Genomic DNA, 25,677 nt, shown 5'->3' with positions numbered 1-25,677 from the left:
CACCGCAGCATCGTGATCGTCGGGGGGAGGCGCTCAGCAGGCGCGCAGGAACCGGTCGAGCACCCGGACGCCGAAGCGCAGCGACTCGACCGGCACCCGCTCGTCGATGCCGTGGAACAGCGAGGCGAAGTCCAGGTCCGGCGGCAGCCGCAGCGGGGAGAAACCGAAGCAGCGCATGCCCAGCCGCTCGAAGCTCTTGGCGTCGGTGCCGCCGCTCATGGTGAACGGCACCGGCCGGGCGCCGTCGTCCTCGGCCTTGAGCGCGGCGACCATCGCGTCGACCAGCGGGCCGTCGAACGTCGTCTCCACGGCCTGGTCGTGCACCAGCCACTCGCGTTGCACGCCCTCGCCGATCAGGCCCGCCAGCTGCCGCTCGAACTCCTCCTCCTGCCCGAAGAGGAAGCGGCCGTCGACGGTCGCGCCGGCGGTGCCGGGGATGACGTTGGCCTTGTAGCCGGCCTCGAGCATGGTCGGGTTGACCGTGTTGCGCAGGGCCGCGCCGATCATCCGGCTGATGCTGCCCAGCCGGGCCAGGGCCTGCTCGGGCTCGTCGGGGTCGATCTCGATGCCGTAGGCGTCCTCGACGGCGGCGAGGAACGCGCGCATCGGCGGGGTGAGCGTGGTGGGCAGCCGGGCCGAGCCGAGGCGGGCGACGGCCTGACAGAGCCGGGTGACGGCGTTGTCGTCGTGCACGAAGGAGCCGTGCCCGGGCTTGCCGCCGGCGGTCAGCCGCATCCAGGCCAGGCCCTTCTCGGCGGTCTGGACGAGGTAGAGGCGCAGGTCGTCGCGGACGGTGATGGAGAAGCCGCCGACCTCGCTGATCGCCTCCGTGCAGCCCTCGAACAGGTCGGGGTGCTCCTCGACGAGGTAGCGGGCGCCGAGCTTCCCGCCGGCCTCCTCGTCGGCGACGAAGGCCAGGACGACGTCCCGCGGCGGCTGCACGCCGGTGCGCGCCCAGTCGCGGACGAGCGCGAGGGTCATCGCGTCCATGTCCTTCATGTCGACCGCACCGCGGCCCCAGACGTAGCCGTCGCGCTCCTCGCCCGAGAACGGGTGCACGCTCCACTCGGCCGGGTCGGCGGGAACGACGTCCAGGTGGCCGTGGACGAGCAGGGCGGGCCTCGACCGGTCCCTGCCCTCGATGCGGGCGACCAGGCTCGCTCTCCCCCGCTCGGACTCGTGGACGACGCTGCTGATCCCGACCTCGTCGAGCTTGCCGGCCACCCACTCGGCCGCCGCCCGCTCGCCCTTGCCGCTCGCGGTGTCCCCGGTGTTGGTGGTGTCGATGCGGATGAGGTCGGACAGCAGCTCCGCGACCTCGTCTTGGGCTCGGGCGAGGAGGGCGGGAGTGGGCTCGGACATGCCGACGATCGTGCCACCGGGGGTCTGCAGACCCCGGCCGAGGCTCGGTTATGCTGGCTCCCGGCGCTCGCGAGAGCGGCTCACCTGTCCGGGTGGCGGAATGGCAGACGCGCTAGCTTGAGGTGCTAGTGCCCTTTATCGGGCGTGGGGGTTCAAGTCCCCCCTCGGACACCCTTGCCGGGGCCTTTGCCCGGCGACACCGGTACCGCGACGGCACTTCGACCCCCGTCGGCGGCGCCGACGGCGGGCAAACGCCCCCCGATCCCCGGGCGAATGCCCTCATCGACTCCGGCCACGTCTGCCCGCACTGCGGCGCCGCGGGCGGCACCAGCGGCATCCCGCTCGACGTCGCCCTCCTGAGCGATCTGGTCCGGGTGCTGGCCGCCCTGATGGCCGCCGTCACCGGCGCCCAGGGCCGCGGTACCGGGGACACCGGTGGCGGGCGCACCGGCACCGGGATCGCCGGCGCCAGCGGAGCCGAGGCCAGGGGCGGTGGCGACGATGGCCGCTGACGCCATGCCCGCTGCGCGGTCCCGGCGCCCTTCCTCCAGGTCGCGGTCGGAGAGCTGCCGGTGCCCGGGCCACCTGACCTGGCTCCCCGCCGACCCGGCCGGCGTGGCGATCGAGGTCGCCGACGTGTTCGCCTCGGCGCGGGCCGGGGAGCTCCCGTCCGGAGCCCTGGCACTCATCCGGGATTGCACGTGCGCGGCCAGACCCGCCAGCACCAGCCGCCAGCAGGCCCGTCCGGTCGGATCGTCGACGGCGAACCGCGTCCCGTCGACGACAACCACGCGGACCGACACCGGCAGGACCTCCAGCGCACCCACCAGCACCCCGACGGCCAGCTCGTCGACCGCGACCAGCCGCAGCACCGCCGGGTCCCCGGCCCTGATCCAGGCGGACAGCTCTGCGACCGCGGACGCCCCGGCGCTGGTGCCGGTCGAGCGACGCGCTGTGGCCGGCTCCGGCGACAGTGCCGCTCCCCCACTGACGCGGACGCCGGCGACCTCGCGTTCCCAGCCGGCGTCGGGCACCGCGGCTCGGGAGACGGCGACCCACGGCCCAGCGGGCTCAGGTTCGGCCGTCCCGTCCTCGTCCACGTCTGACCCCTTCCCGTGCCGTCGGGACACGGTGCCCGCCGAGCCGACCGCACTACGCTGTCAGCGTAGTAGTGGAGGTGCGTCATGACCGACGGACTGGCTGACCTGGAGCCTGCCGGGAGCCCCGCGGCGCTACGACCGGCCCGGATCCTGCTCGCCGCCGCGTGCCGGCCGGACGTCCGGCAGGCGATCGCCGTGGACCCGCTGATCCTGGCGGTCGGCCGGGCCAGCGCCCAAGGCGGCGACCAGGCCACCGACCTGGCCGTGCACAGCGTGCTCAACGGCGCGGTCGCGCTGGCCCAGACCGAGGGCGTCGACATCCGGCACCTGCTGCCCACCGCCGCCGAGCTGCGGGCCCACCACCGGACCGCCGCCACCGTGGAGCGGGCCGAGGCACTGGACGGCAGCGAGATTATCCACCGCTGGTCGCTGTACGGCAGCCGCGCCCTCGGCGTCCTGGTCCTGCTCACCACGGGCACCGGGACGAAGGTGTCGGTCGACTTCGACCAGCCGGCCCTGCACCGGGTGGCGCGGCTGACCCACCATTACCGGCCCTCGGTGGTGTTCGCCCGCTCGCTCACCCGGCTGGGCCGGGGCTACCTGGGACCGTTGGTGGAGGTGATGCAGATGCTGGCTGCCCACCGCGAGCACGGGCCGTTCCTGGGCGATGACAAGACCCGGCTCGGGGTGCTGGACCTGGGCATGGAGATGAACGTCACCATCCAGGGCATCGCGGCCAAGCACCATGCCAACGACATCGTCCAGGGCAACCGCGTCGGCATGCGGGCCCGCACCGGCGGCAAGCACGAGAAGCTGCCCGGGGTGTGGTGGTTCGGCACCAACCGCGTCGCCCCGCCAGGGCTGACCAAGATGCGGCTGCGGTCCTACGACAACTCGCTCCCGCGGATGGCGCTGGTGCTGGACTGCCCCGCGGCCCGCCCGCCGGAGGAGCTCATCGCCGGCGGCCGCCCGCCGGCCCGGACCGCGAGCGGCGAGATCGCCGACCAGGTCGCGCTGGTCCGCTGGATCGGCAAGCACTTGTACACCGACGGATGGGGACCCAGCGAGTGCGCGGTCCACCTGGCCCAGCACGGGTGGGCGCCGCCTGGCATGGTCCAGCACCGCGAGGGTCACCGGCTCCGCTCCGTCGACGCCGATCCACGCCCCGATGGCGACGGCGATCCCGACCTCTCCGTCGCGCACCAGCACGACCCCGGCGTCTGGCAGGCCGGCTGGTCACCCGTGCTGCCGCTGCGCGCCGGGCACGCCGGGCGCAACAAGGGCCGCGACGCGCTGCGGGCCTTCCTGCTCAACCTGACGTTCTACGAGACCGGCGAGCTGGTGGTGAACCTGCCCGACGGCGGCGACCCGGTCCGGATCTCCGGGGTCCTGCCGCTGGACGGTCGCCCGTGGATCAGCGCGTCCCAGGCCCGGCGGATCCGCACCGCCGAGGCCCGCCGGCACACCGGCCCCAAGCGCAAGCACCTGTTCGCCGGACTGCCGGCCTCCGTCGACGGCCAGGCGGCGGTCCTGCATCCGCGCACCCGGCCCGACGGCGAGCTCGTGTACTACTTCCGTCGGGCCGAGGACCCCCGGCGGCCGGTGTCCAGCCCACGCGCGAGAGCCGTTCCGCCGGTCCCGGCGGGCGTGCTCGGGCAGTGGTACGCCGAGGCCCTGGCCGAGCTGGCGCTGCCGCTGAGCCTGCGGCTGGCCGAGACGCCCACCGCCGCCGATCCGTGGGAGACCCGCATCCGGGTGCTCAGCGCAGAGATCGAAAAGCTCGAAGGCGATCAGCGCCTGCGGGAGAACGAGCTCGACCCGGTCACCCGACGCGGCGACCGGGACACCGGTTTCCTGTGGGACCGGTACGAGTCGACGAGGAAGACTCTCCTCCAGCTGCGCGAGGAGCTGGCCGACGCCAAGACGCAGCGGCGCCTGCACCGCGGCGCCGGCCCGCTGGCCGGTGCTCCGCTGTCGCGGCTGGTGTCACTGGCCGCCGCCCTGCCCAAGGCCTACGACGACGGCGGACACCGGCTGCTGCTGCGTGACCTCACCGAGGAACTCGTGGTCACCACGGCCAAGCGGTCCTCGACCGGCCGGCGGCCGGCCTACGACCTCACCGCCGGGCTGACCGTCCTGGTCAACGACGACACGCAGACCTGGCGTGCGGTCAGCCGCCACCGCTGGACCGGCGGAGCCGTCCGGCGCACCCCCGGTCGCCTCGCCGCCGCGATCGACGGGCTCTACGCCGGCGTCGGGCTGCCGCGCAGTCTGGGCACCGACTGGCTGGACTGGCTGCCGGCGGTGCGGACCGCGCTGGGCTGCACCGGCGCCTTCCAGTTCGCCTACGCCCGCGACGCCCGGCTGCTGCGCCTGGGGATGACCGTGGTCCATCCGCGCCGGACGGTCATCGCCGTGCCGGAGCATCCCGAGCAGATCGTCCGGTACGCCGACCCGCCCGTCGACCGGGCCGACCTGCCGGCGCTGGCCCGCGCGCTGGGTGAACCGGTCGCGCTGCTGCGCGCGATCCACGACACCTACACCGTGCCCGGCCGGCAGGCCCGCTGGATCCGCAACGCCTCCCCCGCCGTAGCCGCCGTCTACGCCGCCGCGGCGGGCAGCCACGGGGTGGTGGCCTACCGGCAGCTGCCCGCCGTGCTCCGACCACGAGCGGACGGTGCCCCCGGCATCCACCGGCTCGCCGGTGAGTGGACGCGGGTCACCGACCGGCTGGCGACCCTGCAGCCCTGCCAGCAATGCGGTGGCCTCCGGCGCGCGGTGACGCTGCTGCGGGAGGTGACCGGCTCGCTGTGCCTGGACTGCCGCACCGACCGGGCCGGAGTGTTGTGGGACCCGTCCTACGACCGGTTCATCGACCCGGTCGACCCGGTCGCCCCCTGAGCGGCGGCGGAAGGCCGTGGGACAGACCGGCGGCGTCGCCCTCGGGTCGCTCGCGCCGGGGCCCCGGCACCGGCCGCTGCCCCTACGTCGGGCGGCCGCGCGCGGGGACCAGGTGTCGGGCGCCGGGCCGTCGAGCTCGGCCCATCCGGCCGGCTCGCCGGAGCCGGGGACGCGGCATGGGCTCACGCTGCCGCCGGAGTGCGGTCGGCGGAGTCCTAATGTGGTGGGCCGGCGGGCGCGGGCCCCCGGCGGAGGGGACGGCACAGCGGGCATGCACAGCCGGTCGGGCCAGGCCAACGAGGCCGGCAGCGTGCACCGCCGCGGCGTAGCGGTCTACCTCGCCGCTCACGGCCTGGCCGGAAGGCCTGTCGCCGGCGCCGATCCCGGGCCCGGCGCGCCCACGCCGGTGGCTCTGCAGTTCGAGACCGCCCACGCCACCGATGACCTGCTGTGCACCCTGTCCGACCAGACCCGGCTGTTCATCTCCGCCAAGCGCACCTGCGGCAACGACGCCGAGCTCCGCGACACCATCGCTCAGTGGGAGCAGCAGGTCGACCATCTACAGCCCGGCGACCGGCTGGTGCTCGCGACGGCCGAGCCCAAGAGCATCGTCCGCCACCTCGGGGCCGCGCTCCGCCGGCGGCGCAAGGCCCCTACCAGCGTCCCTTCGGTCCTGGAGGAGGCGGCCCTGCGGGAACTGAGCCAGCAGCTGACGCCGTGTAAGCGGGACCGAATCCTCGACGCTGCCGTCATTCTGGTTATCGACGCCGTCGAGCCCGGCGATCCGCACCACGATGTCGCCTCCGCGCTGCTCGAGGGGCCGGTGGTGCCCGCCGGCGATGGGGTCACGGCTCTGTCTCACCTTGAGCGGGCATTCCACACCCAGGCCGGTACTGCCTACAGCGGCGACGTCGATCAGTGGGTGCGTGAGCTCGTCGACCGAGGTGTCACGGTGTACGCCGACCTCGCCGGTCCCGCCGCGGCTGCGGCGCGCGCACGCGCCGTTGCCGTCGAGCAGTACCGGGGCATCCTGACTGCTGATGCCGGTCGGGTGGACCTCACCATGCTTGCTGACGACGTTGAGCCGCTCATCGTCGATGATCTCGCCGACCAGCTGCAGGTCACCGTGAAGGGCAGAGGCAAGGACAAGGACTCGGTGCCCCTGCTGACCGTCGCCCGCCGACGCACGCGGCTGATGATCAACGGCCTGCCCGGCGCGGGAAAGAGTGCCGCGATGACGCAGCTCGCGGCCCGCTGGGCAGGTCAGCCGATCGCACCGCTGCCGGTGCTAGTCCGGCTGCGGGACCTGCTTCCCACCTGCACCGCCGCCTCGGACGTGACCGTGGACCGCTTGTGTGAGACCGCCGCGGCCTCGGTGCCGGCCCGGCATCGACACGCCCTGGTCGACGGGCTGCTCGAGCACGTGCTGCGAGGTGAGGCGGTGCTGCTGCTCGACGGGCTCGACGAATGCCTCGACCGCCGCGCGGTCATCGCCCAGGGTCTCGCGCAGGCGGTGGCCACCCTCCCCGCCGACACCGGCGTTGTGCTCACCACCCGCCCCAGCGGCGTGACCGCCGCCGGTCGCCTCGCCCTCGACGAGGTGGCTCTGACGACACCGACCGGCCTCGAGGTCGTGCTTGAGCAGCTGCTGCGCCACATCGCCGACGTGCGCGTGCCGGCCGCCGACCGCACTTCGTGGGTCACCGATCGGGGGCACCGAGTCCGCGAGATCACCCGCGCGCACGAGGACATGGGCTCCGTACCGCTGCTTGCGGTCCTCACCACGCTGGTCATCGCCGACGGCAGCAATCCCCCGGCTCCCGAGGACACCGCAGCCGTCCTGCACCGTGCGGTGCAACTGACAGCCAGTCGCTGGGAACAGCACCGCGCCCAGCTGCCCGGCGCCCGTCCGGGCCCCACCGAAGGTCAGCTGCTGGAGGGGTTCGCGGCGATCGGTCACCTGCTGAGCGAACGAGCAGCGCCCACGGTCACCGACGTCGACGCGGCCGTGGCCGCCATGTTGACCGCACGGTGGGGGCAAGCAGCCGGGCCGGCCGCCGAGGCTTCCGAGGCTATCCGGCGCTTCTGGGACGACCACGTCGGTGTCTTCGTCGCCGGCCGCGACAACCGCGTCGTCGCGCGCAGCCGCGTGTTCGCCGAGATCGGCGCAGCGATGCACTCGGAGCGCCTGCCTGCCGAGGACCTCAGCAGGTGGGTGGCGGCGGCCGTGGACGATCCCGATCGGCACAATGCCTTGCTGCTGGCCGCCCAGCTCGACAGCCGGGTCGTCGACGAACTCCTCCGGCCCGGCGACCACGCCGACGTCCGGAGCCGGCTGGCCGCTACTGGCATGCGCGGACGCGCCGGGCGCGACATCGATCGCGCCGGCCGACTGCTGAACCTCCTGACCGCGGCAGCCGCACGGGCCGCCGCAACTGAGCCTGGCACCCCTGCCCCTTCCGGGACCTCGTCCGGCGGCCGGCAGACCGACCGTGGCCTCGGCGATGCGGTGACGGAGCAGCGCCTGCGACGCGATGGTCCGGTGTGGCCGTGGGCTCTGGAGATCGCCCGGCTCCCCGTGCCCTCACCGCTGAACCGCCGCCGCCTCGAAGTGCTTGCCGGGCTTCCACTGACCGAGGATCAGCACCGCGTCGGCCGCGGGATCGCCGCGCTGGCGGCGGCCGATGCCGCCAGCCGCGCCCTCACGCCCAGAGAGCGCACGGACGTGCTCAGCATGCTCACCGTCCCGCTACCGCCGAAGGAGGAGGTTCGCCGGGTGGCCCGCAATCACATGGTGTTCGGCACCTCCCCCGGGCTGCTCGCCGGACTCGATGAGGGGACCGCCCGCGCCGCGGTGCGACTACCGGAGTTGGGCGAAGACGCGATCGAGCCGATCGCCACCATCGCGCCACGGGCGTGGTACCGGACCGCGGGCCAGATCGCTGCCGCGATGGAAGTGCACGGCCACCACATCGACGTGATGGGGGTCGCCGCTGATACCTGGAGGTTCTTCGCCCAGATCGGCGAAGACTTCCGGGAGGCCTCCCGGAAGCTGCTTACCACGGTAGCCGCGTTGTCCGCCCAAGATGTTGAGCTGACCGCGGCCCAGCGATGGCGACTGCCTCTGCTGACCAGCCTCCTCGTGTCCCTCAGCGTCGACAAGGTGAGCGTGTCGGACCTCCGCGACGTACGCCTGGATCCTGATCCAGAGCGGCAGCAGTGGCTGCGCCTTATGGCTCTCGGCTCCGGCATCGACCTTGCCGGGCTGGCCGCCGAGGCCCGTGCTGCGATTTCGGAGGATGCGGCCGCCGGCGATGACCGGCCACCCGTACCCTTCAGCCTCGCTTGGGTGTGGCCCGCGGCTGACCGGCGAGCCGCCACCCTGCAAGGGGCCGACGAGGAGGAGCTCGCCATCGCCGTGAGCCTGCTAGGCGCGGAGTCTGACTGGATCGCCGATTCGGCCGTCGGACTGCTTTGGGAAGCCACCGGCGTGCCCAGGCTGAACGAGCAGGTGGCCGCCATCCTGGATCAAGAGCTGTCGGTGGGACGCCGGGTGCAGGTGGCGATGCTGTCCTGCGTCCTCAGCCCGGATCCGGCCGCGTCGGCGGCACGGCTGCTCGATGACCCGGATCCGGCTCTGCGGCGGGCGGCGGCAAGGTTGTTCCGTGATGCCGGCGAGGAGGGGTGGGCGGAGGACGGGCGGGAGCGAGCCTTGGCCGATGAGGACGTCGCCGTGCGGATCGCCGCCGGAGCCGCCTCCCTGCACGAGCCCGGGCAACCTCCGCCGACGTACTGGTCGTGCACGTGGTGCGGTGAACGCAACGATGTGACGGCGGAGACTTGTCAGAACTGCGACCTGGGCCGCCCAACGCCAGCGAGGGCCTGACGGACGTCGGCAGACTGCGGGCCACGACTGCCGCACCGACCGGGCCGGTGGCATCTGAGACACCAGCTTCGATCGCTTCATCGATCAGCCGTCGGCGCCACCGGACGAGGACGGATGAGAGCCGCTCGGCGGCCACGCGGTCGTGGTGGGGTCGGCTCGGCCGCGCACCGCACTGGGGCGGGAGGAGCCCGACGAGTTCGCGGCCTCGATGAGCTGGGACGCCTGCTGACCCGATTCGGTCCCGGGCGTCAGCTCCCGTATCGAGTCCTTGAGGAGCGGCGGCTCCGGTGGCCGACTGTGCCGCTGGATGATCGTGCTCCCGATGAGGTTGTGCTTGGTCAGGGCGGCCGTGACCGTCGCCGGGCGCGCCCACCCCTGCTCCAACGAGATCTCCTGCGCAAAGGCGCGGACGGACCCCTTCAAGCGGTCCAGATCCTCCGGCGTGATCACGCGGGTGTTGGGCGGAGGGGAGGCCTCACGGTGCTCGTGGACACCGGGATGGACGAGCACAGGCACCCGCACGGTGGCATCCGGGTTGTGCTCGATGTCCCAGTTCAGCGAGCCGGACAGCTGATTGACCTCGTCCTTGATCAGTTCGGGGTCGGGCCTGGTGACGCCGGTCTTCAGCTCGATGACGGCATGGGTGGTGGGCGACATCGCCCAGTGGTTGTCCGGGCCGGTGCCGAACTCCTTCTCCGGCCGGGTGGACACGAACCCGAGCAGCTCGCCGAGCCGACGGAACCCCTCCTCGGCCGCCTCGGTCCGGTCCGGGTCCCAGGCGATGTCGTTCAGGGTGGCGCCGACGGACAGCTGCAGCGCGGTGGCGTTCTCGAACTGCTCGGTGAGGAAGGCGGAGGCCATCTCGCCCTGCGCGGCGGGCCCCTTGACCGCCTTGGGCTGCAGGGGCGCGGCGGGCATCAGGACGCTGCGGTTCATCCCCCGCGCGGCGCGCAGCGTCGCCTGCGCCCCGTCCGGCGAGATCTCGTGCTGGTAGGCCGCCACCTCCTCGAGGCGCCACCCCCGTTCCACTGCATCGACGCCGTCCACCGCGTTGCGCAACAAGGTGAACGCGCCGGCGGGATCCCCGGCCGCCGCCAGGTCCCACGCCTTGCGGCGAGCGACCGCTACCGCCGAGACGTGCCCGTCGCGGTCGTACTCCACGCTTGCCGTGGCACGTGAGCTCAGCGCCTTCCACTCGGCGTCCCGGCCGAGAAACACCTGAAGCGCCTGGCGCACCGCGTCGAGACCCTCGCCCGTGATCTGCTCGGCGATCTCCTGGCTGAGGTCGATCTGCGCCCGGGTCGCCGGCGAGAACAGGTCGCGGTCGGCCGGATCGACGAGTGAGAGCGCAAGGTCGTGGCCGAGCAGGAGGACGGCGCAGTGGTCCTCGGCGTCGCGGATGCCGCGCCCCATGCCCTGCTCCAGCCGTTGGACCGTCCGCGCCCGGTAGGTCCTGCTGCCAGCGAGCGCGCCGGCCTCCCGCTGCTCATAGGTGTCCAGCGGGGTGGGGACGCCGTCGATGACGAGCAGCTCGCACGCCGACTTGGGCAGGTCGACGCCGTCGTACTTGTTCACCAGGACGACGACGCCGACGTGCTCGCCCGCGACGAGCCTGTCGATGACCGGCTTCATGTCGGTCACGTGCAGGGTGTGGTCGGCGTAGGAGGACCAGGCCCCGGCGGCGCGATCGCTGGGGACGAGCACCACCACGTTGACGGGCTCCGCCTCGGCGCGTCCGTCGCCGTCAGGGTCACCGTCCGCAAAGGACCGCGCGAGTTCGCGCACGGCGTCCTCGTGCAAGCTCGGGTTGAGCGCGAGCGGGGCGAGGATGAGCCGGTCGCCGAGGTCGGCCGCCCGGCCCGGGGTGATGGGCCGGCGCACCGACGCGGGGTCGGCACCGAGCTCGGTCACGAGGATGCCGTCGTCGGCGAGGGTGGCGGTCAGGTAGATCCTGCGCCGGGCCTGCGCGAAGGCGGGGATCATGTCGATCGGCGGGCACGGCGTCCGGATCTCGATGTTCCGGTGCGAGATGGTGGCCATGGCCAGACGCACGTGGTCGGCGATGAGGGGCCAGGGGAAGAACAGCGAGAGCAGGCTGTCGTCGTCGCCGTACTGCCGCAGGATGTCGGTGACCTCCTGGTGCCTCATCGACCAGGCCCAGAACGGGATCCGCATCGGCGTAGACCGGTCGCCCTCAAGCAGCGCCATGGCGTTCCGGTAGTTCTGGGCGGTCAGGTCGTCCCGGAACAGCGCGAGCAGCCGCGTGTAGGCCACGTGCCCGGCCGGGATGGTCGCGGTGAACTGGTGCGTCGCGGCCGCGAGCGCCGCGTGCGCGTCGTCGACGACGACGGTGTTCAGCGGGATGGACCGCGCCTGACCGACCAGCCCGAAGCTGCTGCGGCCGTTGACCACCTTGTGGAACGTCGCGACCAGGATCGCGGCGCCGGACCGGTACTCGGCGCTCCGGGGGTCGGTGGTGGTGGCCAGGCCGAGCCGGGCGGCCTCGTCGAGCACCTGCTGCACCAGATAGGTGTCGGGCACCAGGTACGCGGCGGGGCCGACGCCCTCGTTCAGGCTTGACTGTGCGGCGAGGAGACCGACTGCGGTCTTGCCTCCGCCGGTGTTCTGCTTGATCACCAAGTCGCGCTCGGGCCGCCGGTCGAACCATGCCTTGAGCACCTCGCCCTGCTCCAGGCGCAGTCGAGGCCACGGCTTGTTGGGGAGGGCGTTGAAGATGTCCCGCGGGTCGATCAGCTTGTCGCCCTGACCAGCGCTGATCCGCTTCAGGTCGAGCGGCACGGTTGACTTCCTCCTTGCTCCGGAACCGTCGTCATCCTCGCACCGCCGGGTCAGCGGCGCCCGCGAGTTCCGGTAGCCCCGGTGGATCTCAGCTCGGCCAGGGCGCCGATCAGCGCCGCTGCCGGCCGGTGTCGGCAGCGGCCCGCGCCCACCCAAATGCCGACCGCCGACCCGTCCCTGGAAGCAGACCACAAGGCGCCCCAGGCTGTGGACAGCGCAACCCGGGCGGACGCGCTGCCGTGCGAGGCTGGCGAAGTGCCCGGCCGGGCCACGTGCCGCGGCTCCGCCGGTGAGGTCGACGACCCACCGTCCGACGCGGGGGCGCGTCCCCGAAGCGCAGCCAGGCATGCCCCCGATCCCCGGCTGACCGGTTAGGCCGGAGACGGGACACTCTTCAGGCCTCGGCTGGGGCGCCGGCCCCACCGGGATCTGCTGCCGCGTCACGTGCGCTCGCCGCCGGCCCAGGCGACCGGGCGTCGGTGCCCCACAGTCGGCTCGCCAGCGCGACCGCCGTCCCCGCGGGTCAGCCGTACCGCTGCAGCTGGAGCAGTACTTGGCGGAGGTTGTCGAGAACCAGCTGGTAGCCGTCCCGGTCGCCGAGCAGGGGCCACCAGGGCCAGTCGTCGTCGGCGCGGTCGAGCGCCGCGAGGAAGTCGCGCTCGGCCATCAGGCCGGTGTCCGTCCAGCGCCCCTCGTACACGTACTCCCCGTCCGGCACCTTGGCGGCGCCCGGCGCGTTCCGGGTGACCTGGATGGCTAGTGCCGAGCGGTACTCGTAGGCGTCGAAGATGCGCTGGTAGTCGTCGTCGTCCGGGAACCAGACGCGTAGCGGCTCACGGAGGTCCTCCCGAATGAGGTGGCTCATCGGGTAGAGCCACCTCCTTCCCTCCCACCGCGGGAAGCCGTTGATGATCTCAGACTGCACGACCTTCCACTCGTGCAGTGCGTGAACCGCGGGCACGGAGGTGTTGCTGCCCAACCGGTCCCGGTACTGCGGTTCGGTGAACAGCCGCAGCAGCAGCGCGTCGTTGCCGGTGTGCACGGCGATGACACCCATGGCCCGCAGCGCGAGGAGCGCCGGGTAGTGGCGGGCGGCATCCAGGTGGTTCATGACCGCCGTCGTCGGCGTAGTGCGGGCCTGGATGAGCCGCTGTAGCGCGGCCACCCAGAGGTCGGCGTGTTCACCGCGCCGGTCGTGCGCAACGCCGGTGATCAGGAGCCGGATCAGCGGTTCGGTGTCGGTCCGCCGGTCTTCGACCATCTCCTGCATCCGCGGATGGCCCAGCCCCGGGATGCTGAGGTCCTGTGCCGCCGCCCGCTCGGCGACCCGGCCCACGTGGTCCATGACCAGGTCGTACAGGTCGATCCGCCGCACCGGGTCCGGCAGATAGCGCTTGAGCCGGGTCACAGCCATCGCGGTGGTCAACGGCGGGTCGGTGAGCCGGTCGAGCGCGTGGACGCTGGCGGTCAGGCGGCCAAACAGGTCGTCGGCGGACTCGGCGGCGACCACCTTGCCCCCGTGTTGAGCAACGAGCCGCCGCGCCGCCTCCCCCTTGCTGCTGCGGGAGTCCCAGTACAGCGGGTAGCGCCGTGACGGGGCCTCCTCGAGTGCGCGGACCAGCGCGACGTCCCAGTCCGCGGACCACCCGCTGACGACGAGGCCGTACTCGTCGGCCACTCGCGCCAACAACGTCTGCCACTCCCGCGGATACTCGCTCAGCTCTTCGACGGTGTTGCGGGACTGCAGGTCGGCGTAGTCGCCGTGCAGCTTCACGACGGTCGTGCGGGCATGCGGCAGCGGCGTCATACCGGCGACGGCCTCCGGCCGGGACACCACCTGCGGAGGCACACCGGCGTCCTCCAGGGCGCGCTCGACGAGCCGGTCGAAGTTCGTCGTCAGGATGACCCTGACCAGGCCGCGCTTGACCATTTCGGCGATGGCCCGGTGAGCTCGTCCGGGAACCTTCAGCCCCTGTTCGGCGTCGTCCTCGCTGGGCTCGAAGAACCCGGCGAGCAGGTCGCGGCGTGCGGCCTGCGTCGGCGCGAGGGCCGCCAGCAGGTTCGAGTAGCCCAGCGGTTGCCCGTCGCCGTGCTCGGCCCACCAGGCCTCGGGGTCGGCGGCAGCGCGAGCCGCCGCGTCTGGGTCGTCGGGTGCGGCCGCCGCGGCGGCCCGGCGAACGAGGTCGCTGACGACGCCCCAGCCTGTCGGCATGCCCGCCCCGGTGGAGACGCCCGAGCCGAGCAGCAGGGCGTAGACGCCCGGCTGGGCGTGCATGCCGGCCGCGAGCATCACCAGCGGGTCGAGCGCGTTCATCGGTGAAGACCCCCGTTTTCCGTGATGGACACCTGCACACCCCCCGAGACCGGGTCGGTGCCCTACTTCACCACCGGCCTCTGATGGCCTACGGCTGTATACCGTGCGCGCCGCTCGCAGGACTGGGTTCGCTCGGGCAGCTGCGCGCGGTGTCCCGCCCATGATCCTCAAGCAGCGTCGCGGGGCGCCGGGGGGCGCCGCGTCTGCATCAAGGCTGGGTCAGCCGCGCGTCTAGCACCATCGTCTGCAAGCTCCGATCCTCGCTGCTCAGCTGTTCGGCGCGCTGCCGAAGGTCGCTGAGCAGCTGCTCGTGAGTGAGATCACGGCACGTGGTGCAGCGTCGCTGGGATCCCGACGTGATGCAGTCGAAGCGGAACACCACGTACAGCCCGGCGTGGCCCTGCACCTGCGGCAGGTAGGTGCCGGCGAGCTGGGTCTCGATGTCGGTGAGCACATGGGCGTTCCAGCAGCCCTTGTCCTCCACGATCACCCGCAGTAGTCGCGGCGGGGCCGCCGTGTCGCCGCCCGCCGCCAGCGCCGTCACGTGCAGGTCGACTTCCCGCATCTTGCGTACGTCTTTGAAGCCCGCCGTGATCTGCACCTCGCGGTTGACCAGCACCTCGGTCAGGTCCTCCATCAGGTGCCGCTTGAGCCAGTCGCTGAGATCGTTCTCCAGCTTGGGTTCGCGGCGTTGTGGGTCGTGCGGGTGGTCCCACAGGTCCGTGACGGCTGGCGTCTCGCCGCTGATGCGCTGCTGGGCTCGCACCAGCGATGCCATCACGGCGTTCGCGAGGTCCTGCTCGCTGCGGACCAGGCGTCGGCCCGGATCGTCGAGCACCGCCCGGATGTCCGCCGGGGCAGGGGGCTGCCAGGACTTCCTGCGGTAGCTGTCGCGCGCCTCGGCCAGCTGCGTGGCGATCTGCTTCTCCGGCCCGACGCTGCCGAAGCCGGAGAGGGCCGCGACGGCCTCGGCCGTGCCGCTCTCGACCAGGTGCCGCAGGACGCCATCCGCCATGGAGCCGTAGGGATCGATTCTGAACTTCGGCGCTGGGCGTCGCCGCGGGTGTAGCCACCCGTACAGCTCTGCGAGGGCGTTCTCGTCGAGGCCAGCCAGCTCGGCCGGCAGGCCCCACCCCGCCGATCGCTCCAGGAGCCCGACGACCGCCTCCCCGAGGGACGGATCGGCCTGCCAGCGCTGCCAGATCGCGGGCCAGTACGCCGCCGCGTCCGGGCAGCGCAGCAGAGCGACGGCACCGGCGATCCGACGCCGGGTGGCGGTGAGGTCCGTGCCGGAGTCGCTCAGCGCGTCGCGCGCCAGGGAGACGGCCTCCGGGTGGCCGTGGCGGACCAGCCGGGGCACGACGTCGACGAGCCCGAGGTCGTCGGTGCGCGCGCGCTGCCATGCCAGGAGCGCATCGCCCAGCCGTTCGTCCCAGAGATGCTCCACCAGCAAGTGCGTGAGCAGGCCGGTCACCGGCTGCAAGGGGTCGGGCTCCCCGTGTTCGGCGGTCTTCGTGCGTTCTGCCTGGCGGCGGGCAGCCTCCCGGTCCAGCGCGTGCTGCACGGCCGCGCACACTGGGTCCGGCGTTCGGTCGTAGGCGACGGCCAGGAGTGCCGCACGGCGCTGGCTGTCGTTCTCGCCGGCCGCGGCGATTCCGAGCAGCACGTGCGACCACGCGGCCCACTGCTCGTCGGTCATTTCGTCGTGGACCGTGGTGTCCTCGGCGAATAGCCACAGGGCTCGCAGCTCGTAGATGACCGAGGCGGGCCAGGAGCCGCTGGATGACGGCGGCGTGGGGTCGCTGTGCTCCAGCCACCGGCGGGCCAGCGCGGTGGCGGTGGCTTGCTGGTCGGGCGTGAGCTGCTGCCACGCAGTCAGCACCTCGACATCGAACTCCGCGCCGCCCGACAAGTGGGGGTCCAGGGCGGCCATCAGCGCCATCCATGCGTCGTCGCGATCCAGCGCGAGTGCGCCGCGGACGACGTCGCGATCGGGTCGATCCGCCTGCTCCCAGCCGGCCTCCTCGGCGGCCCAGTCCTGCTCCGCCGCGAACAGTTCGCGGGCCTGGGTGGCCTCCGGGCCGTCGACCCGCATCCCGCCGAGCACCGTCGAGAAGCGCGACGAGACGACGTCGGCGTCCGCGGCGGCGAACAGGGCGTCGAGGTGGTCCGGGTGCTCGAGGGGACGGAACAGACGGTCGGCCACGTCCGCCCAAGCCTGCGTCTCGCTCGGGCCTAGGGACGGATTCCCGGCTTCGGCGATCGCCCAACTGAAATCCTCGGGGTGGCCGATGCGAACGGCGAGAAGAAGATGGGTTCTGGCCGACCCGCCCCGCGCCGCAGCCTGCTCGATGGCCGTGCGGAGCAGGAGCCGGCGCCTGTCCCTGTCGGCGGCTGCGCCGGCGAGGGCCGCCTCCACATCCCGGCGATGCGCTCCGTGGGCGCGGAGCCGGGCCGCCCAGACGCGCGCGACGGCCGCCACGGTGGTCTCGGTGAGCTCGGTGAGCGCCCGCGCGAGGAGGGCATCAGCGGCGTCCCCATGGGTCTGCGACGTGGCGGCGTGACCGCTGGCCCAGTCCAGGGCTCGGGGAAGATCCGTACCAGGCACACGGTGTGGCAGCGCGCGGGTCAGGAAGTGCGTGTACGCGGAGTTCACTGACGCTCCCCCGACGGAGATCGGCGTGGCCGAAGCAGCCGCGAGGACCTCGTCGATACCTAGTTCGGCGGGCCACAGAAGCCCGAGGAGGGTGCCGCGCAGGTCGTCGTCTAGGCCGGGTTCGTCGAGCACGAGCCGCAGCCGTGCCAGTTGTGCGGCGGTCAGCGGGCGGGTCAGACGCCGGGCGGCGACCGCACGCAGCGCACCGTCCGCGCTCGCGTCTGCGGCGAGGTCGACGATGGTGGAGTCCATGCCCGGGACGGCGGTGGCGATGTCGAGGGCGGCGTACCGCGCTGCGAAGGTGTGCCCTGGTTCGGTGAGGACCGCGGTGAGCCGCGGTACGACGGCAGACGACGCCAGGCGTCGCAGCATGGACCGGTCGAGCGGCGGGGCGGGCTCCTGGTCCTGCCGGGCTAGCAGAGCTTCGGCCAGCCGGGCGCGGTCCTCGTCGTCCCGGATGGCGACGTCACTGGTGAGCAGGAGCTCGGGGTCGCGTTCGGTCAGGGCATCGAAGACATCGGGCCGCAGCGCGGCGAGCCACGCCGCGACCTCACCCAGCTGCGGCTGCACCCGGCGACCGTCCTGGTCGAGCACGAGACCGAGCAGATCGTCGGTGGTGACCCCCCGCTGGTCGGCGTGGGCGGCCGCGAGGAACTCGCCGTAGGTCCGGTGGGCGAAGCGGAACCGGTGCGGACCCGCACTGTCGAACAGGCCGGTGTTCAGAGCGCGACGCAACGCCGACCGGTCGATCCCGCCGGCCTGACTCAGAGCATCGTCGACGTCGAGTTCCTGCGGGCCCCGCTCGCGAGGATCCGCGGCTCGCCACAGCACCGGGCGCCCGGTGAACAGGGACATTGCGGCGAGCCGCCCCGCGACGTCCAGGGCCGATGGCCCGGCAGGCGGCGAGACCAGCACCGCATCGTGCACCCCGGGATTGAGCTCGTGCGAGAGCCGCTCGCAGAGCGAGCGGTAGACCGCAACCTTGCCGTGAGGCACGTTGCCCTCGGCGACGTCCGCCAGCAACGGTCGCAAGGTCAGCGGGCGCGCCGCGAAGGGCAACAGATCGTGCCTCACCAGCTCCGACAGAAACTCGTCGCCGTCGACCCCCAGGCGCGCTGCCGCTAGGAGAACGTCGGACCGGCGCAGCGGGCCTAGCGACAGGATCTCGGCGGTCACGCCCGGCCACGGCCGCGCGAGCTCGTCGGCGAGGGTCTCCGGCCAGACTGCAGGTCGGCAGGTGACTCGTACCCGCAGCCGCTCCAGATCCTCCGCGGAGCGCCGGCGCAATGCGGCGGGCAACCACTTCGCGCTCGAGCCGAAGCGGATCATCGCTTCGTCCAGGCCGTCGAACACGATGACCAGCGGCCCGGGATGAGACGTGAGGGCTGCATCGACGGATTCCCGCAGCTCCTCCGCACTCACCGCGTCAGGCAGCGCGATCACCTCGACCCCGGTTGTGGTCGCGGCGTAGTCCTGGACCGTTCGGCTTTTGCCCGCTCCGGGCTCGCCGAGCAGCACGGCCAGCCGTGCGTCTACGGCGTCGAGCGGACGGGCCGCGGGGTTGGCGACGGGCCCCAGCGGTCCCTGCGGGTCGGCGAGGAACGCATCGTCCTCGAGGATGGCGCCGACGTCGCGTGGCAACCAGAACCGTGACCACGGAAACGCCTCGGTGAGCGGCGGATTGGTCACAGTGGGAAGTCTGCCAGCCGCCTGTGACGCCACCGTCGGCGAATGAGCAGCTCGACACGGTAGCGGTACGTCTCCGAGGCGCGCGCACCAGTCGGTCGTCTGCGCCCGAGACACACATGGAGCTGTGGGGCCGCGGTTGAGTCGTCACCTTCTCCTTGCCAACGAGGTGACAACTCAACGCCTGCATGGACTCGACAAGAGCCACGGAGCGCGGCCCTGCTCCCCCGGGCTCATCAAGGCGGGCCGCGCGCTGAGACGCTGCGTCGGGAGCCTGCTTGCCTCGACCAGAGCCACGGCCCGGATCACTTGGGCAGCTGCATGCGCAGTGGACGCGGGCTCCCGCAGCGCTGAACCATCGCCGTGACTGCCTTCGCGGTCACCGCCGTTGAGCCCTCAGCAGACCGGGACGTTGAGGTCTGTCGGGGTCACCCATTGGGACCGGTCGTCCGGCGGGTCGCCGTTGAGAAAAGAGTTGGCCGGCGCGTAGTAGCGGCTGTTCCACGGCGACGACTCGATCCGGTAGTACCAACCATCAGGAACGGAGGCGAAGACATCCGAGAACATCCGGCAGGACACCAGCACCGTCGTGTTCGCGTCGATGCTCGGGCCCTCCCCGGTGCCGTTGAGCGGGTCGGCGAAAGTCCTCGCGGCGTTCGACGAGATCACCGTCTGCTCGAACAAGTCGTCGTCGGGGCCGTTGCCGAGGATGACCGCACCAGCAGCGACGACGCCTAGACCGGCCCCGATGGCCAGAGGCAGGACCCAGGGTCGACGGCGGGACTCCGTCGTTGAGCCGCTGCCCGGAGTCGGGTCTCCCAAGGCCGAGGCGTCGGGCCGCAGCGGAGGCATCTCGCCGCTGGCGGTCACCGGGTCAGGAGCGATGAGCGGCTCTCCAACCGACGGGCGTGCGACATCCGGCGCCGGTTCTGCATGTGGGTGGATCAGCCGCGGCGCTGCCGCGCCGCTGAGAGCTTCGCCGGCGACGTCGAGCGCCTTCCGCTGCGGCGGGCGCTCGACATCCGGTGGCGGCACTGAAGGAGCGAATGCGGCCACCTCCGCGGCCTTATCGGGGTTGGGCACCTGCGGCTCGGCGACCACCTCATCCAGGCGGCGCAGCCACGCTGCCGGGTCGCCGCCGAACGCCGCAACGATCTTGGTCACCGTCCTCTTCGAGGGCAGCGGCTTCCAGGCGACGTTGAAGGCCTTGTGGACTGTGTCGTTCGACAGCTTGGTCAGACGCTTGATGTCGGCCTGATTGAGTCCGCGCCGGTGAACCGCCGCCTGAAGGGCGCGTTTGAAGTCCGCAGGCGTCTCGCTCGGTGGTGGCGTCACGTCGGCTCGCAGGGGTCACGGGTTGGTCTGCGCGGTGGGCCTGTCGGTTCCGTCTGATTCCGTCTGATGTCGTCTGGTTAGCGTAGAAGGCAAGGTCGACGACGTGCTGCAGTCGCAGGGACAGCAAGCCTGACGACAGGAGCGCACCCATGAGCGACCGATCACTGACCCACTCCCCCAAGCACCGTGCGCACGGGATGCCGGGGCGCCGCCGGACCAAGTGGCTGGCGGGTGCTGTCGCCCTGCCGGCGGCCTTCGCCGTCACGACAGGGACCACCGCGGCCCAGGCAAGCCAGCCCGAGGGAGGGCCCTACGCTCCGGTAAGCGCCGAGGGTGGGCAAACCGTCGAGGCATGGGCCCTCATGGACGACTCCTGCCCCACTGCCCGGTGTGACACCTACTTCAAGATCGAGCGGTACGTCGGCGGCTTCTTCGGCGACGGATGGGAGGACGTCGCCGGCGGTTGGATCTCGCGGCAGGACGGCTGGGTGAGCGTCAGCGGAGTACTGCCGGAGGAATGCGGCACCTACCGCGCCGTCGTTGAGGACTACGTGCTCGAGCGCGTGGACAGCGGCTCGGTCTCCGCCAGCCGCGGTGGCGTGACGGTCTCCCAGCCGGTCAGCACCGAGGAGGAGTACACCCTGCACCCGTACTACTCCGACGAGGTCACGCTCTGTGGGGAGCGGATCAGCAATCACCCGACGTTCTGACGACACCGCCTGGGGATGCAGCGCCCCCACCGCCCAGCCGGTGGGGGCGCTGGCCGTCTTTGGCGAGGCTGCGGTACACGACTGCCCGGCCACGACCTACACCCGGCCGGTACCAGGGAACAGCGATTGGCATACCGCCGCCGCGGTGGGCTGGGTGGCAGCGCGGACTCAGTCGCCCCCCGCTGACCTCGGCGTGGGTGCCGGTGGCGACCGTCCGACCCAGGCAGACTGCTGCGACTCTCGCCGCCGCAGAGCGGCACGACCGCTCCTGGAGACTCCTGTGACGATGCCGCCCGACGCTCCCGGCATGTTCGGCTACCTGGTGACCCGGCTGGCCGCGCACCCGGAGAACGTGGCCACCGACGCTCTGCACTACGTGTTGAGCAGCTCGCCGGCGACCGCCCGGGCGCTAGAGCTTCACCTACGTCGTGCCGCGGAACTGCCCGTCGGCCTTCACTACGACGTCCAGTCGACCGGGGAAGATGGCTCGATCCCCGACCTGGCCGGTGTCGCCGAAGACGGCAGCACTCCGCTGCTGGTGGAGGCGAAGTTCCACGCAGGCCTCACCGCGAACCAGCCGGTCAGCTACCTCCGGCGGCTGCCGGCCGACCGGCCGGGGCTACTCCTGTTCGTCGTCCCGGCCATGCGGCTGGAGCTGCTCTGGACCGAGGTGCTCAGCCGGGCCAAACTCACCGACCCCGCTGCACCGGCCGGTGAGTTCCGCGCTGTGACCGCTGCGGACGGGCACGTTCTGGCGATGACCAGCTGGCGGTCCCTGTTGGCGGTGCTCGCCGAGGCCGCCGTGACAGCCGGCGATCGCGCCGCGGTCGCCAACCTCGACCAGCTGCGCGGGCTATGTGATCGCATGGACAGTCAGGCTTTCCATCCGCTTGCACCCGAGGAGCTCAGCGGATCGGTCGCCGTGCGGCTGCGCCAGTACACCGGCCTGATCAACAAGGCCGTCGACCGGCTGATCGCCTCCGGGACGGCGACGCCGGGCACTACGCGCTTCGGCCGCGGCGGCGCCCGCGCCGGCGTCGAGTGGTGGGGCCGCTTCTTCGGCCTTTCCGACGTCTCCTGCCTGCTGCGTATGTCCGCGATCCGCTGGGCGGAGGACCGTGCGACCCCGTTGTGGCTGCAGGTGGGCTACAACGGCAGCCCGCCGCCGGCGGTGGTGCACGCTGCCCTCGCTCCCCTCCAAGCCGAACGCAGCCGGGTGTTCCGGCGCAGGCTGTTCGTCGACGTCGCCATCGATCTGTTGCCGGGTGCCGAGGAGGATGCGGTCATCGACCACATCGCGCGGCAGATCGAACGGGTGACCGCACTGCTGCCGGGCTTGGTCACGAACGACGCCAGTACAGAGGTGCTTGACGGGATGGCGGATGCGGAGCTGGCCGACGAGGACTCAGGCGGTCCGGCTTGAGCAGTGCGGCGAGCTAGCGCCGCCTAGTCGTCTCCGCCGTACCCGTACTTGATGTTGTGGTGGCCGCACCGCGGACAGGTCACGTAGGCGTCTGAGTTGCCGCCGTCTTCCCAGGCATCGGTCATGACCGCCCCGCTGAGGGACGACTGGCAGCTCTCGCAGCTCCCCCCGCCAGAGCTTCGTATCTCCCAGGTACTGACGATCGTTCCATCGTCTACGCGGTAGAAGACGCCCTCGTTGCACTGGCGGTTCGAGCACTCGAAACGCCCCTCACCCCGCCCGTCCAGACCAACGTCTTCGTTCAACGGCGACCCGCACGCAGGGCACGGTTCGCGCCCCGACCCGGGCCTAGGTGATGAGCTGCCACGGCTGAACAAGCTTTCGAAGAACCCCACGCGGATCATCCTCTCCTAGGCGCGGATGGCCGCGCTCGTGAGCCGTGAGCAGCGCGCCACACGCCGTTGCCGGCTGGCCGCAATAGGAACGCCATGGACCCGGATAGGTGACAGGTGACATTCGGCGCCCGGCTTCGGACTCGCCGCCTCCACGAATCGGCGGTCGTGAGCGGGCACGATGGACCGGTGACGGAGCGGTGGGTCGAGCAGGTCCGCGGTATCCGCACCTGGGTCCGGGACGGGCAGCGTGCGCCGCACAAGCCGCTGCTGCTCCTGTGGATGCTCGGGCGCGTACAGGCCGGACGGACCGGCCCGGTGACCTTCGCCGATCTGGAGGTGCCGGTCCGGGGGCTCTTGCGGGACTTCGGCCCACCGCGGACCAGCTACCACCCGGAGTTCCCGTTCCACCACCTGACCAGCGACGGGCTATGGACCATCACCGACGCCACCGGCGCCGACGCGCGCCCGCTGGACACCTCCGTGGCCAAGCTGCGCGCCGCCGGGGCGATGGGCCGGCTGGAGCCGACCTTCGAGGACGCGCTGGTCGCCGACCCCGACCTGCTCGTCACCGTCGCGCACACCCTGCTGGACGCCAACTTCCCCGCGTCCCTGCACGACGACCTCGCCGCCCGCACCGGCTTGGCCCTCGAGTCCGACACCCCGATCCCGATCGCGGGCCGCGATCACGGCCGTGCACGCCGCGATCCGGCGTTCCGCAGCGCGGTGCTGGTGGCCTACGAGTACCGCTGTGCCATGTGCGGCTTCGACGGCTGGCTCGGTGGGGAGGCCGTGGGGCTGGAGGCCGCGCACGTGCGCTGGTGGAACATCGGCGGCCCGAGCACCGTCGACAATGGGCTCGCGCTGTGCGCGCTGCACCACCGGCTGCTCGACCGGGGCGTGCTGGGCCTCGGCGAGGACGGCACGGTCATGGTGTCGCAGCACTTCGTCGGGCGGACGACGTCGGCGCGGACCCAGGTCCTCCAGCTGGCTGGGGCGCCGCTGCTACCGCCCCAGCCGGGAACGGCTCCGGTGGCCGGCCACCACCGTGGATGGCACACGGCCCAGGTGTTCCGCGGGCCCGCCCGCTCGGCGGCCTGACCGCAGCGGTCACCGGGAGCGCAGCTCCGCCAACCGGGCCTCGGCTTCGGCGCTCGCCAGCGGACGGCCGTGGCGCCGGTAGGCGTCCGCCTGCGCGGCGGTCAGCAGGTCCGGGCGGAGCTCGGCGACCCGGTCGAGGACGGCGGCGGTGACGACGTGGATCGGGTCGTCCTCGCGGATCACGATGTCGGCGGCAGTGAGTGCGCTCAGCGCGGCCTCCCGGACCCGGATGACCGTGTACCCCGCCTCGGTCAGCACAGTGGTCTTCTCGCGGTCCCGCTGCTCCTTCGCCTCCCCGGCGTGCCAGTACTCGCCGTCGTACTCCACGATCAGCCGGCGCTGCCGGTCGAGGACGTCGGCCTCCACCGCCCGCCGCCCGGGCAGCACGACGCGGCGGTCCTCGACGTCGAGACCGAGGAACACCGCGGCGAGCTCCGCGGCGAGGCGGACCTCCCGGATGGACACCGCGACCACCGCGCACGACGGGCAGCCGCGCCCCTTGACCCGGTTGACGCCGGTGGCCGCCCACCGATGGTCGGGGTTGTCGCGACAGATCCACCACAGCTTGCGGTTGGTCCCGGCGACGACCTGCTCGGGGGTGAAGCCGTTCGCGACGACGTCGAACTGGGCGGCGAGCTCGGGGTGGTTGGCCAGGCTGTTGGTGGTCGAGGCCTGAAGGCCGGCGCAAGCCGGGCAGCCCGACCGCGAGCGCACTCGGCTGTCGCCGGAGGCGGCCCAGCGGTGGTCGGGCGCGACCGGGCACATCCACCACAGCTTCTCGGGAGTACCGGCCACGATCCGGTCGGGGGTGCGGCCTCCGTTCGCGACGACGTCGAACTGCGCGGCGAGGTGAGGGTGGTTGGCCAGACTGTTGGTGATCGACACCTGCCGGCCGAAGCACGCCGGGCACCCCGTCCCGGCGACCCGTGCCGCACCCCGGGCCCGCCAGCGGTGGTCGGGCGCGACGGGGCAGGCCCACCACAGCAGCTCGCTCGTCGTGGCGACGACCAGGTCGGAAGTCGTGCCGTTGGCGGTGACGTCGAACTGCTCGGCCAGCTCGGGGAACCGGGCGGCCAGGCTGTTGGTGATCGACGCCTGCCGCCCGGCGCAGGCCGGGCAGCCGCTGTTCTTCCGCACGCGGTCGTAGCCCTTCGTCCGCCACCGGTGATCGTCGGCGACCGGGCACATCCACCACAGCTTCTCGTCGGTGGCGGCGACGATCTCCTCCGGGGTGCGGCCGCCGTTCCGCGCGACGTCGAGCTGCGCAGCGACCTTCGGAAACCGGGCCAGGTTGTTGGTGACCGACGGCTGCAGGCCGGCGCACGCGGGGCAGCCGGTGCCGCCACGGACCCGGTTGAGGCCGGTGGCCTGCCACCGGTGGTCGGGTGCGACCGAGCAGGCCCACCACAGCTTCACCTGCGTGGTGGCCAGCACCGCGGTCGTGGGGCGGCCGCCGTTCGCCTCCACGTCGTACTGCGCGACCACTCCCGGATGGGCCGCCAGGCTGTTGCTCAGCGTCACCTGCCGGCCGATGCAGGCCGGACACCCGGCGCCGGCGACCCGTTCCGCGACCGGCGCCTGCCAGCGGTGGTCGTCGGCGGCCGGGCAGACCCACCAGTACCTCCTGTGCGTACCGGCCAGCACCTGGTCGGGGGTGACGCCGTCGTTGGCCTCGATGTCGAACTGAGCGGCCACCTCCCGATGGCGGGCCAGGTTGTTGGTCACTGAGACCTGCTGGCCGGTGCAGGCCGGGCAGCCGGTGCCACGGACACGGTTGGCGCCCGAGGCCTGCCAGCGGTGATCCGGGGCGGCCGGGCACGCCCACGACAGCTTCTCCGGGGTGCCAGCGTTGACCTGATCGGGAGTGCGGCCACCGTTGGCCGCGACGTCGAACTGCGCCGCCAGATGCGGGTGATCGGCGACGGTGCCGTGCTTCCAGCCGCGCCGGCCGGTCAGTGGGAGACTCCGGCCGCGACGGCGCTCGTCAGCGGACATGTTCCTCTACCTACCGG

12 protein-coding genes and 1 tRNA gene are annotated in these 25,677 nt (G+C 72.3%); 6 read left to right on the top strand and 7 right to left on the bottom strand.

The features are described 5' to 3' along the window. Positions 1–33: 33 nt before the first annotated feature. Positions 34–1,362: a M20/M25/M40 family metallo-hydrolase gene (locus BLW63_RS16470; RefSeq protein WP_091158555.1), complete on the bottom strand. Its 1,329-nt coding sequence runs from the start codon at positions 1,360–1,362 to the stop codon at positions 34–36. Between the two features lie 86 nt (positions 1,363–1,448). On the opposite strand from BLW63_RS16470, the gene BLW63_RS16465 reads away from it, so the two are divergent. Beyond that, positions 1,449–1,533, top strand: a tRNA-Leu gene (locus BLW63_RS16465). Here the strand turns inward: BLW63_RS16465 and BLW63_RS16460 are convergent. Next, positions 1,515–2,462: a hypothetical protein gene (locus BLW63_RS16460; RefSeq protein WP_091158553.1), complete on the bottom strand. Its 948-nt coding sequence runs from the start codon at positions 2,460–2,462 to the stop codon at positions 1,515–1,517. The genes BLW63_RS16465 and BLW63_RS16460 overlap by 19 nt on opposite strands. A gap of 84 nt (positions 2,463–2,546) precedes the next feature. Here BLW63_RS16460 and BLW63_RS16455 point away from each other — a divergent pair, with 84 nt between their 5' ends. Further along, entirely contained in the window at positions 2,547–5,363 is a 2,817-nt protein-coding gene (locus BLW63_RS16455) for a hypothetical protein (RefSeq protein WP_091158550.1), read from the top strand. A 271-nt stretch (positions 5,364–5,634) separates the two neighbouring features. Further along, on the top strand, positions 5,635–9,249 hold the full coding sequence (locus tag BLW63_RS16450) for an NACHT domain-containing protein (protein WP_139263611.1): 3,615 nt from the start codon (positions 5,635–5,637) through the stop codon (positions 9,247–9,249). A gap of 84 nt (positions 9,250–9,333) precedes the next feature. Here the strand turns inward: BLW63_RS16450 and BLW63_RS16445 are convergent, their stop codons facing one another. From BLW63_RS16445 to BLW63_RS26180, 4 genes are all read right to left on the bottom strand, one after another. After that, a complete protein-coding gene (locus tag BLW63_RS16445; protein ID WP_139263609.1) occupies positions 9,334–12,048 on the bottom strand; it encodes a DEAD/DEAH box helicase in 2,715 nt (904 codons plus the stop codon). 523 nt (positions 12,049–12,571) lie between these two features. Then, positions 12,572–14,362 carry an SIR2 family protein gene (locus BLW63_RS16440; protein ID WP_139263607.1) on the bottom strand — a complete coding sequence of 597 codons (1,791 nt, stop codon included), beginning with the start codon at positions 14,360–14,362 and terminating at the stop codon, positions 12,572–12,574. Positions 14,363–14,570: 208 nt separating this feature from the next. Further along, complete coding sequence (locus BLW63_RS16435) at positions 14,571–18,707, bottom strand: P-loop NTPase family protein (RefSeq protein WP_091158543.1); 4,137 nt, start codon at positions 18,705–18,707, stop codon at positions 14,571–14,573. Between the two features lie 393 nt (positions 18,708–19,100). Then, a complete protein-coding gene (locus BLW63_RS26180; protein ID WP_139263605.1) occupies positions 19,101–20,039 on the bottom strand; it encodes a hypothetical protein in 939 nt (312 codons plus the stop codon). Positions 20,040–20,188: 149 nt separating this feature from the next. Between BLW63_RS26180 and BLW63_RS16420 the strand changes: the two genes are divergently transcribed. The 3 genes from BLW63_RS16420 to BLW63_RS16410 all read left to right on the top strand — a co-directional run bounded on the left by BLW63_RS16420 (position 20,189) and on the right by BLW63_RS16410 (position 23,665). Continuing rightward, on the top strand, positions 20,189–20,749 hold the full coding sequence (locus BLW63_RS16420; RefSeq protein ID WP_091158536.1) for a hypothetical protein: 561 nt from the start codon (positions 20,189–20,191) through the stop codon (positions 20,747–20,749). A 307-nt stretch (positions 20,750–21,056) separates the two neighbouring features. Next, positions 21,057–22,172, top strand: a complete 1,116-nt coding sequence (locus BLW63_RS16415) for a hypothetical protein (protein ID WP_139263603.1) — start codon at positions 21,057–21,059, stop codon at positions 22,170–22,172. A gap of 581 nt (positions 22,173–22,753) precedes the next feature. Then, positions 22,754–23,665: a phosphorothioated DNA-binding restriction endonuclease gene (locus BLW63_RS16410; protein ID WP_091158530.1), complete on the top strand. Its 912-nt coding sequence runs from the start codon at positions 22,754–22,756 to the stop codon at positions 23,663–23,665. A 9-nt stretch (positions 23,666–23,674) separates the two neighbouring features. Here BLW63_RS16410 and BLW63_RS16405 read toward each other — a convergent pair whose 3' ends face one another. Continuing rightward, the gene (locus BLW63_RS16405; RefSeq protein ID WP_091158527.1) at positions 23,675–25,660 is read right to left on the bottom strand and encodes a zinc-ribbon domain-containing protein; all 1,986 of its coding nucleotides are present in this window, start codon (positions 25,658–25,660) and stop codon (positions 23,675–23,677) included. Between the last annotated feature and the right edge of the window lie 17 nt (positions 25,661–25,677).

This window comes from Geodermatophilus africanus, from assembly GCF_900107105.1.
Lineage (GTDB): Bacteria > Actinomycetota > Actinomycetes > Mycobacteriales > Geodermatophilaceae > Geodermatophilus > Geodermatophilus africanus.
Note: the sequence above shows the minus strand (reverse complement) of the source record. Positions and strands in the feature narration are given on the sequence as shown.

Bases quoted from the DNA above. Each gene is read 5' to 3' on its own strand.
- BLW63_RS16470 (WP_091158555.1), bottom strand. From the start codon at position 1,362: ATGTCCGAGCCCACTCCCGCCCTCCTCGCCCGAGCCCAAGACGAGGTC.
- BLW63_RS16455 (WP_091158550.1), top strand. From the start codon at position 2,547: ATGACCGACGGACTGGCTGACCTGGAGCCTGCCGGGAGCCCCGCGGCG.
- BLW63_RS16450 (WP_139263611.1), top strand. From the start codon at position 5,635: ATGCACAGCCGGTCGGGCCAGGCCAACGAGGCCGGCAGCGTGCACCGC.
- BLW63_RS16440 (WP_139263607.1), bottom strand. From the start codon at position 14,362: ATGAACGCGCTCGACCCGCTGGTGATGCTCGCGGCCGGCATGCACGCC.
- BLW63_RS16420 (WP_091158536.1), top strand. From the start codon at position 20,189: ATGAGCGACCGATCACTGACCCACTCCCCCAAGCACCGTGCGCACGGG.
- BLW63_RS16415 (WP_139263603.1), top strand. From the start codon at position 21,057: ATGTTCGGCTACCTGGTGACCCGGCTGGCCGCGCACCCGGAGAACGTG.
- BLW63_RS16405 (WP_091158527.1), bottom strand. From the start codon at position 25,660: ATGTCCGCTGACGAGCGCCGTCGCGGCCGGAGTCTCCCACTGACCGGC.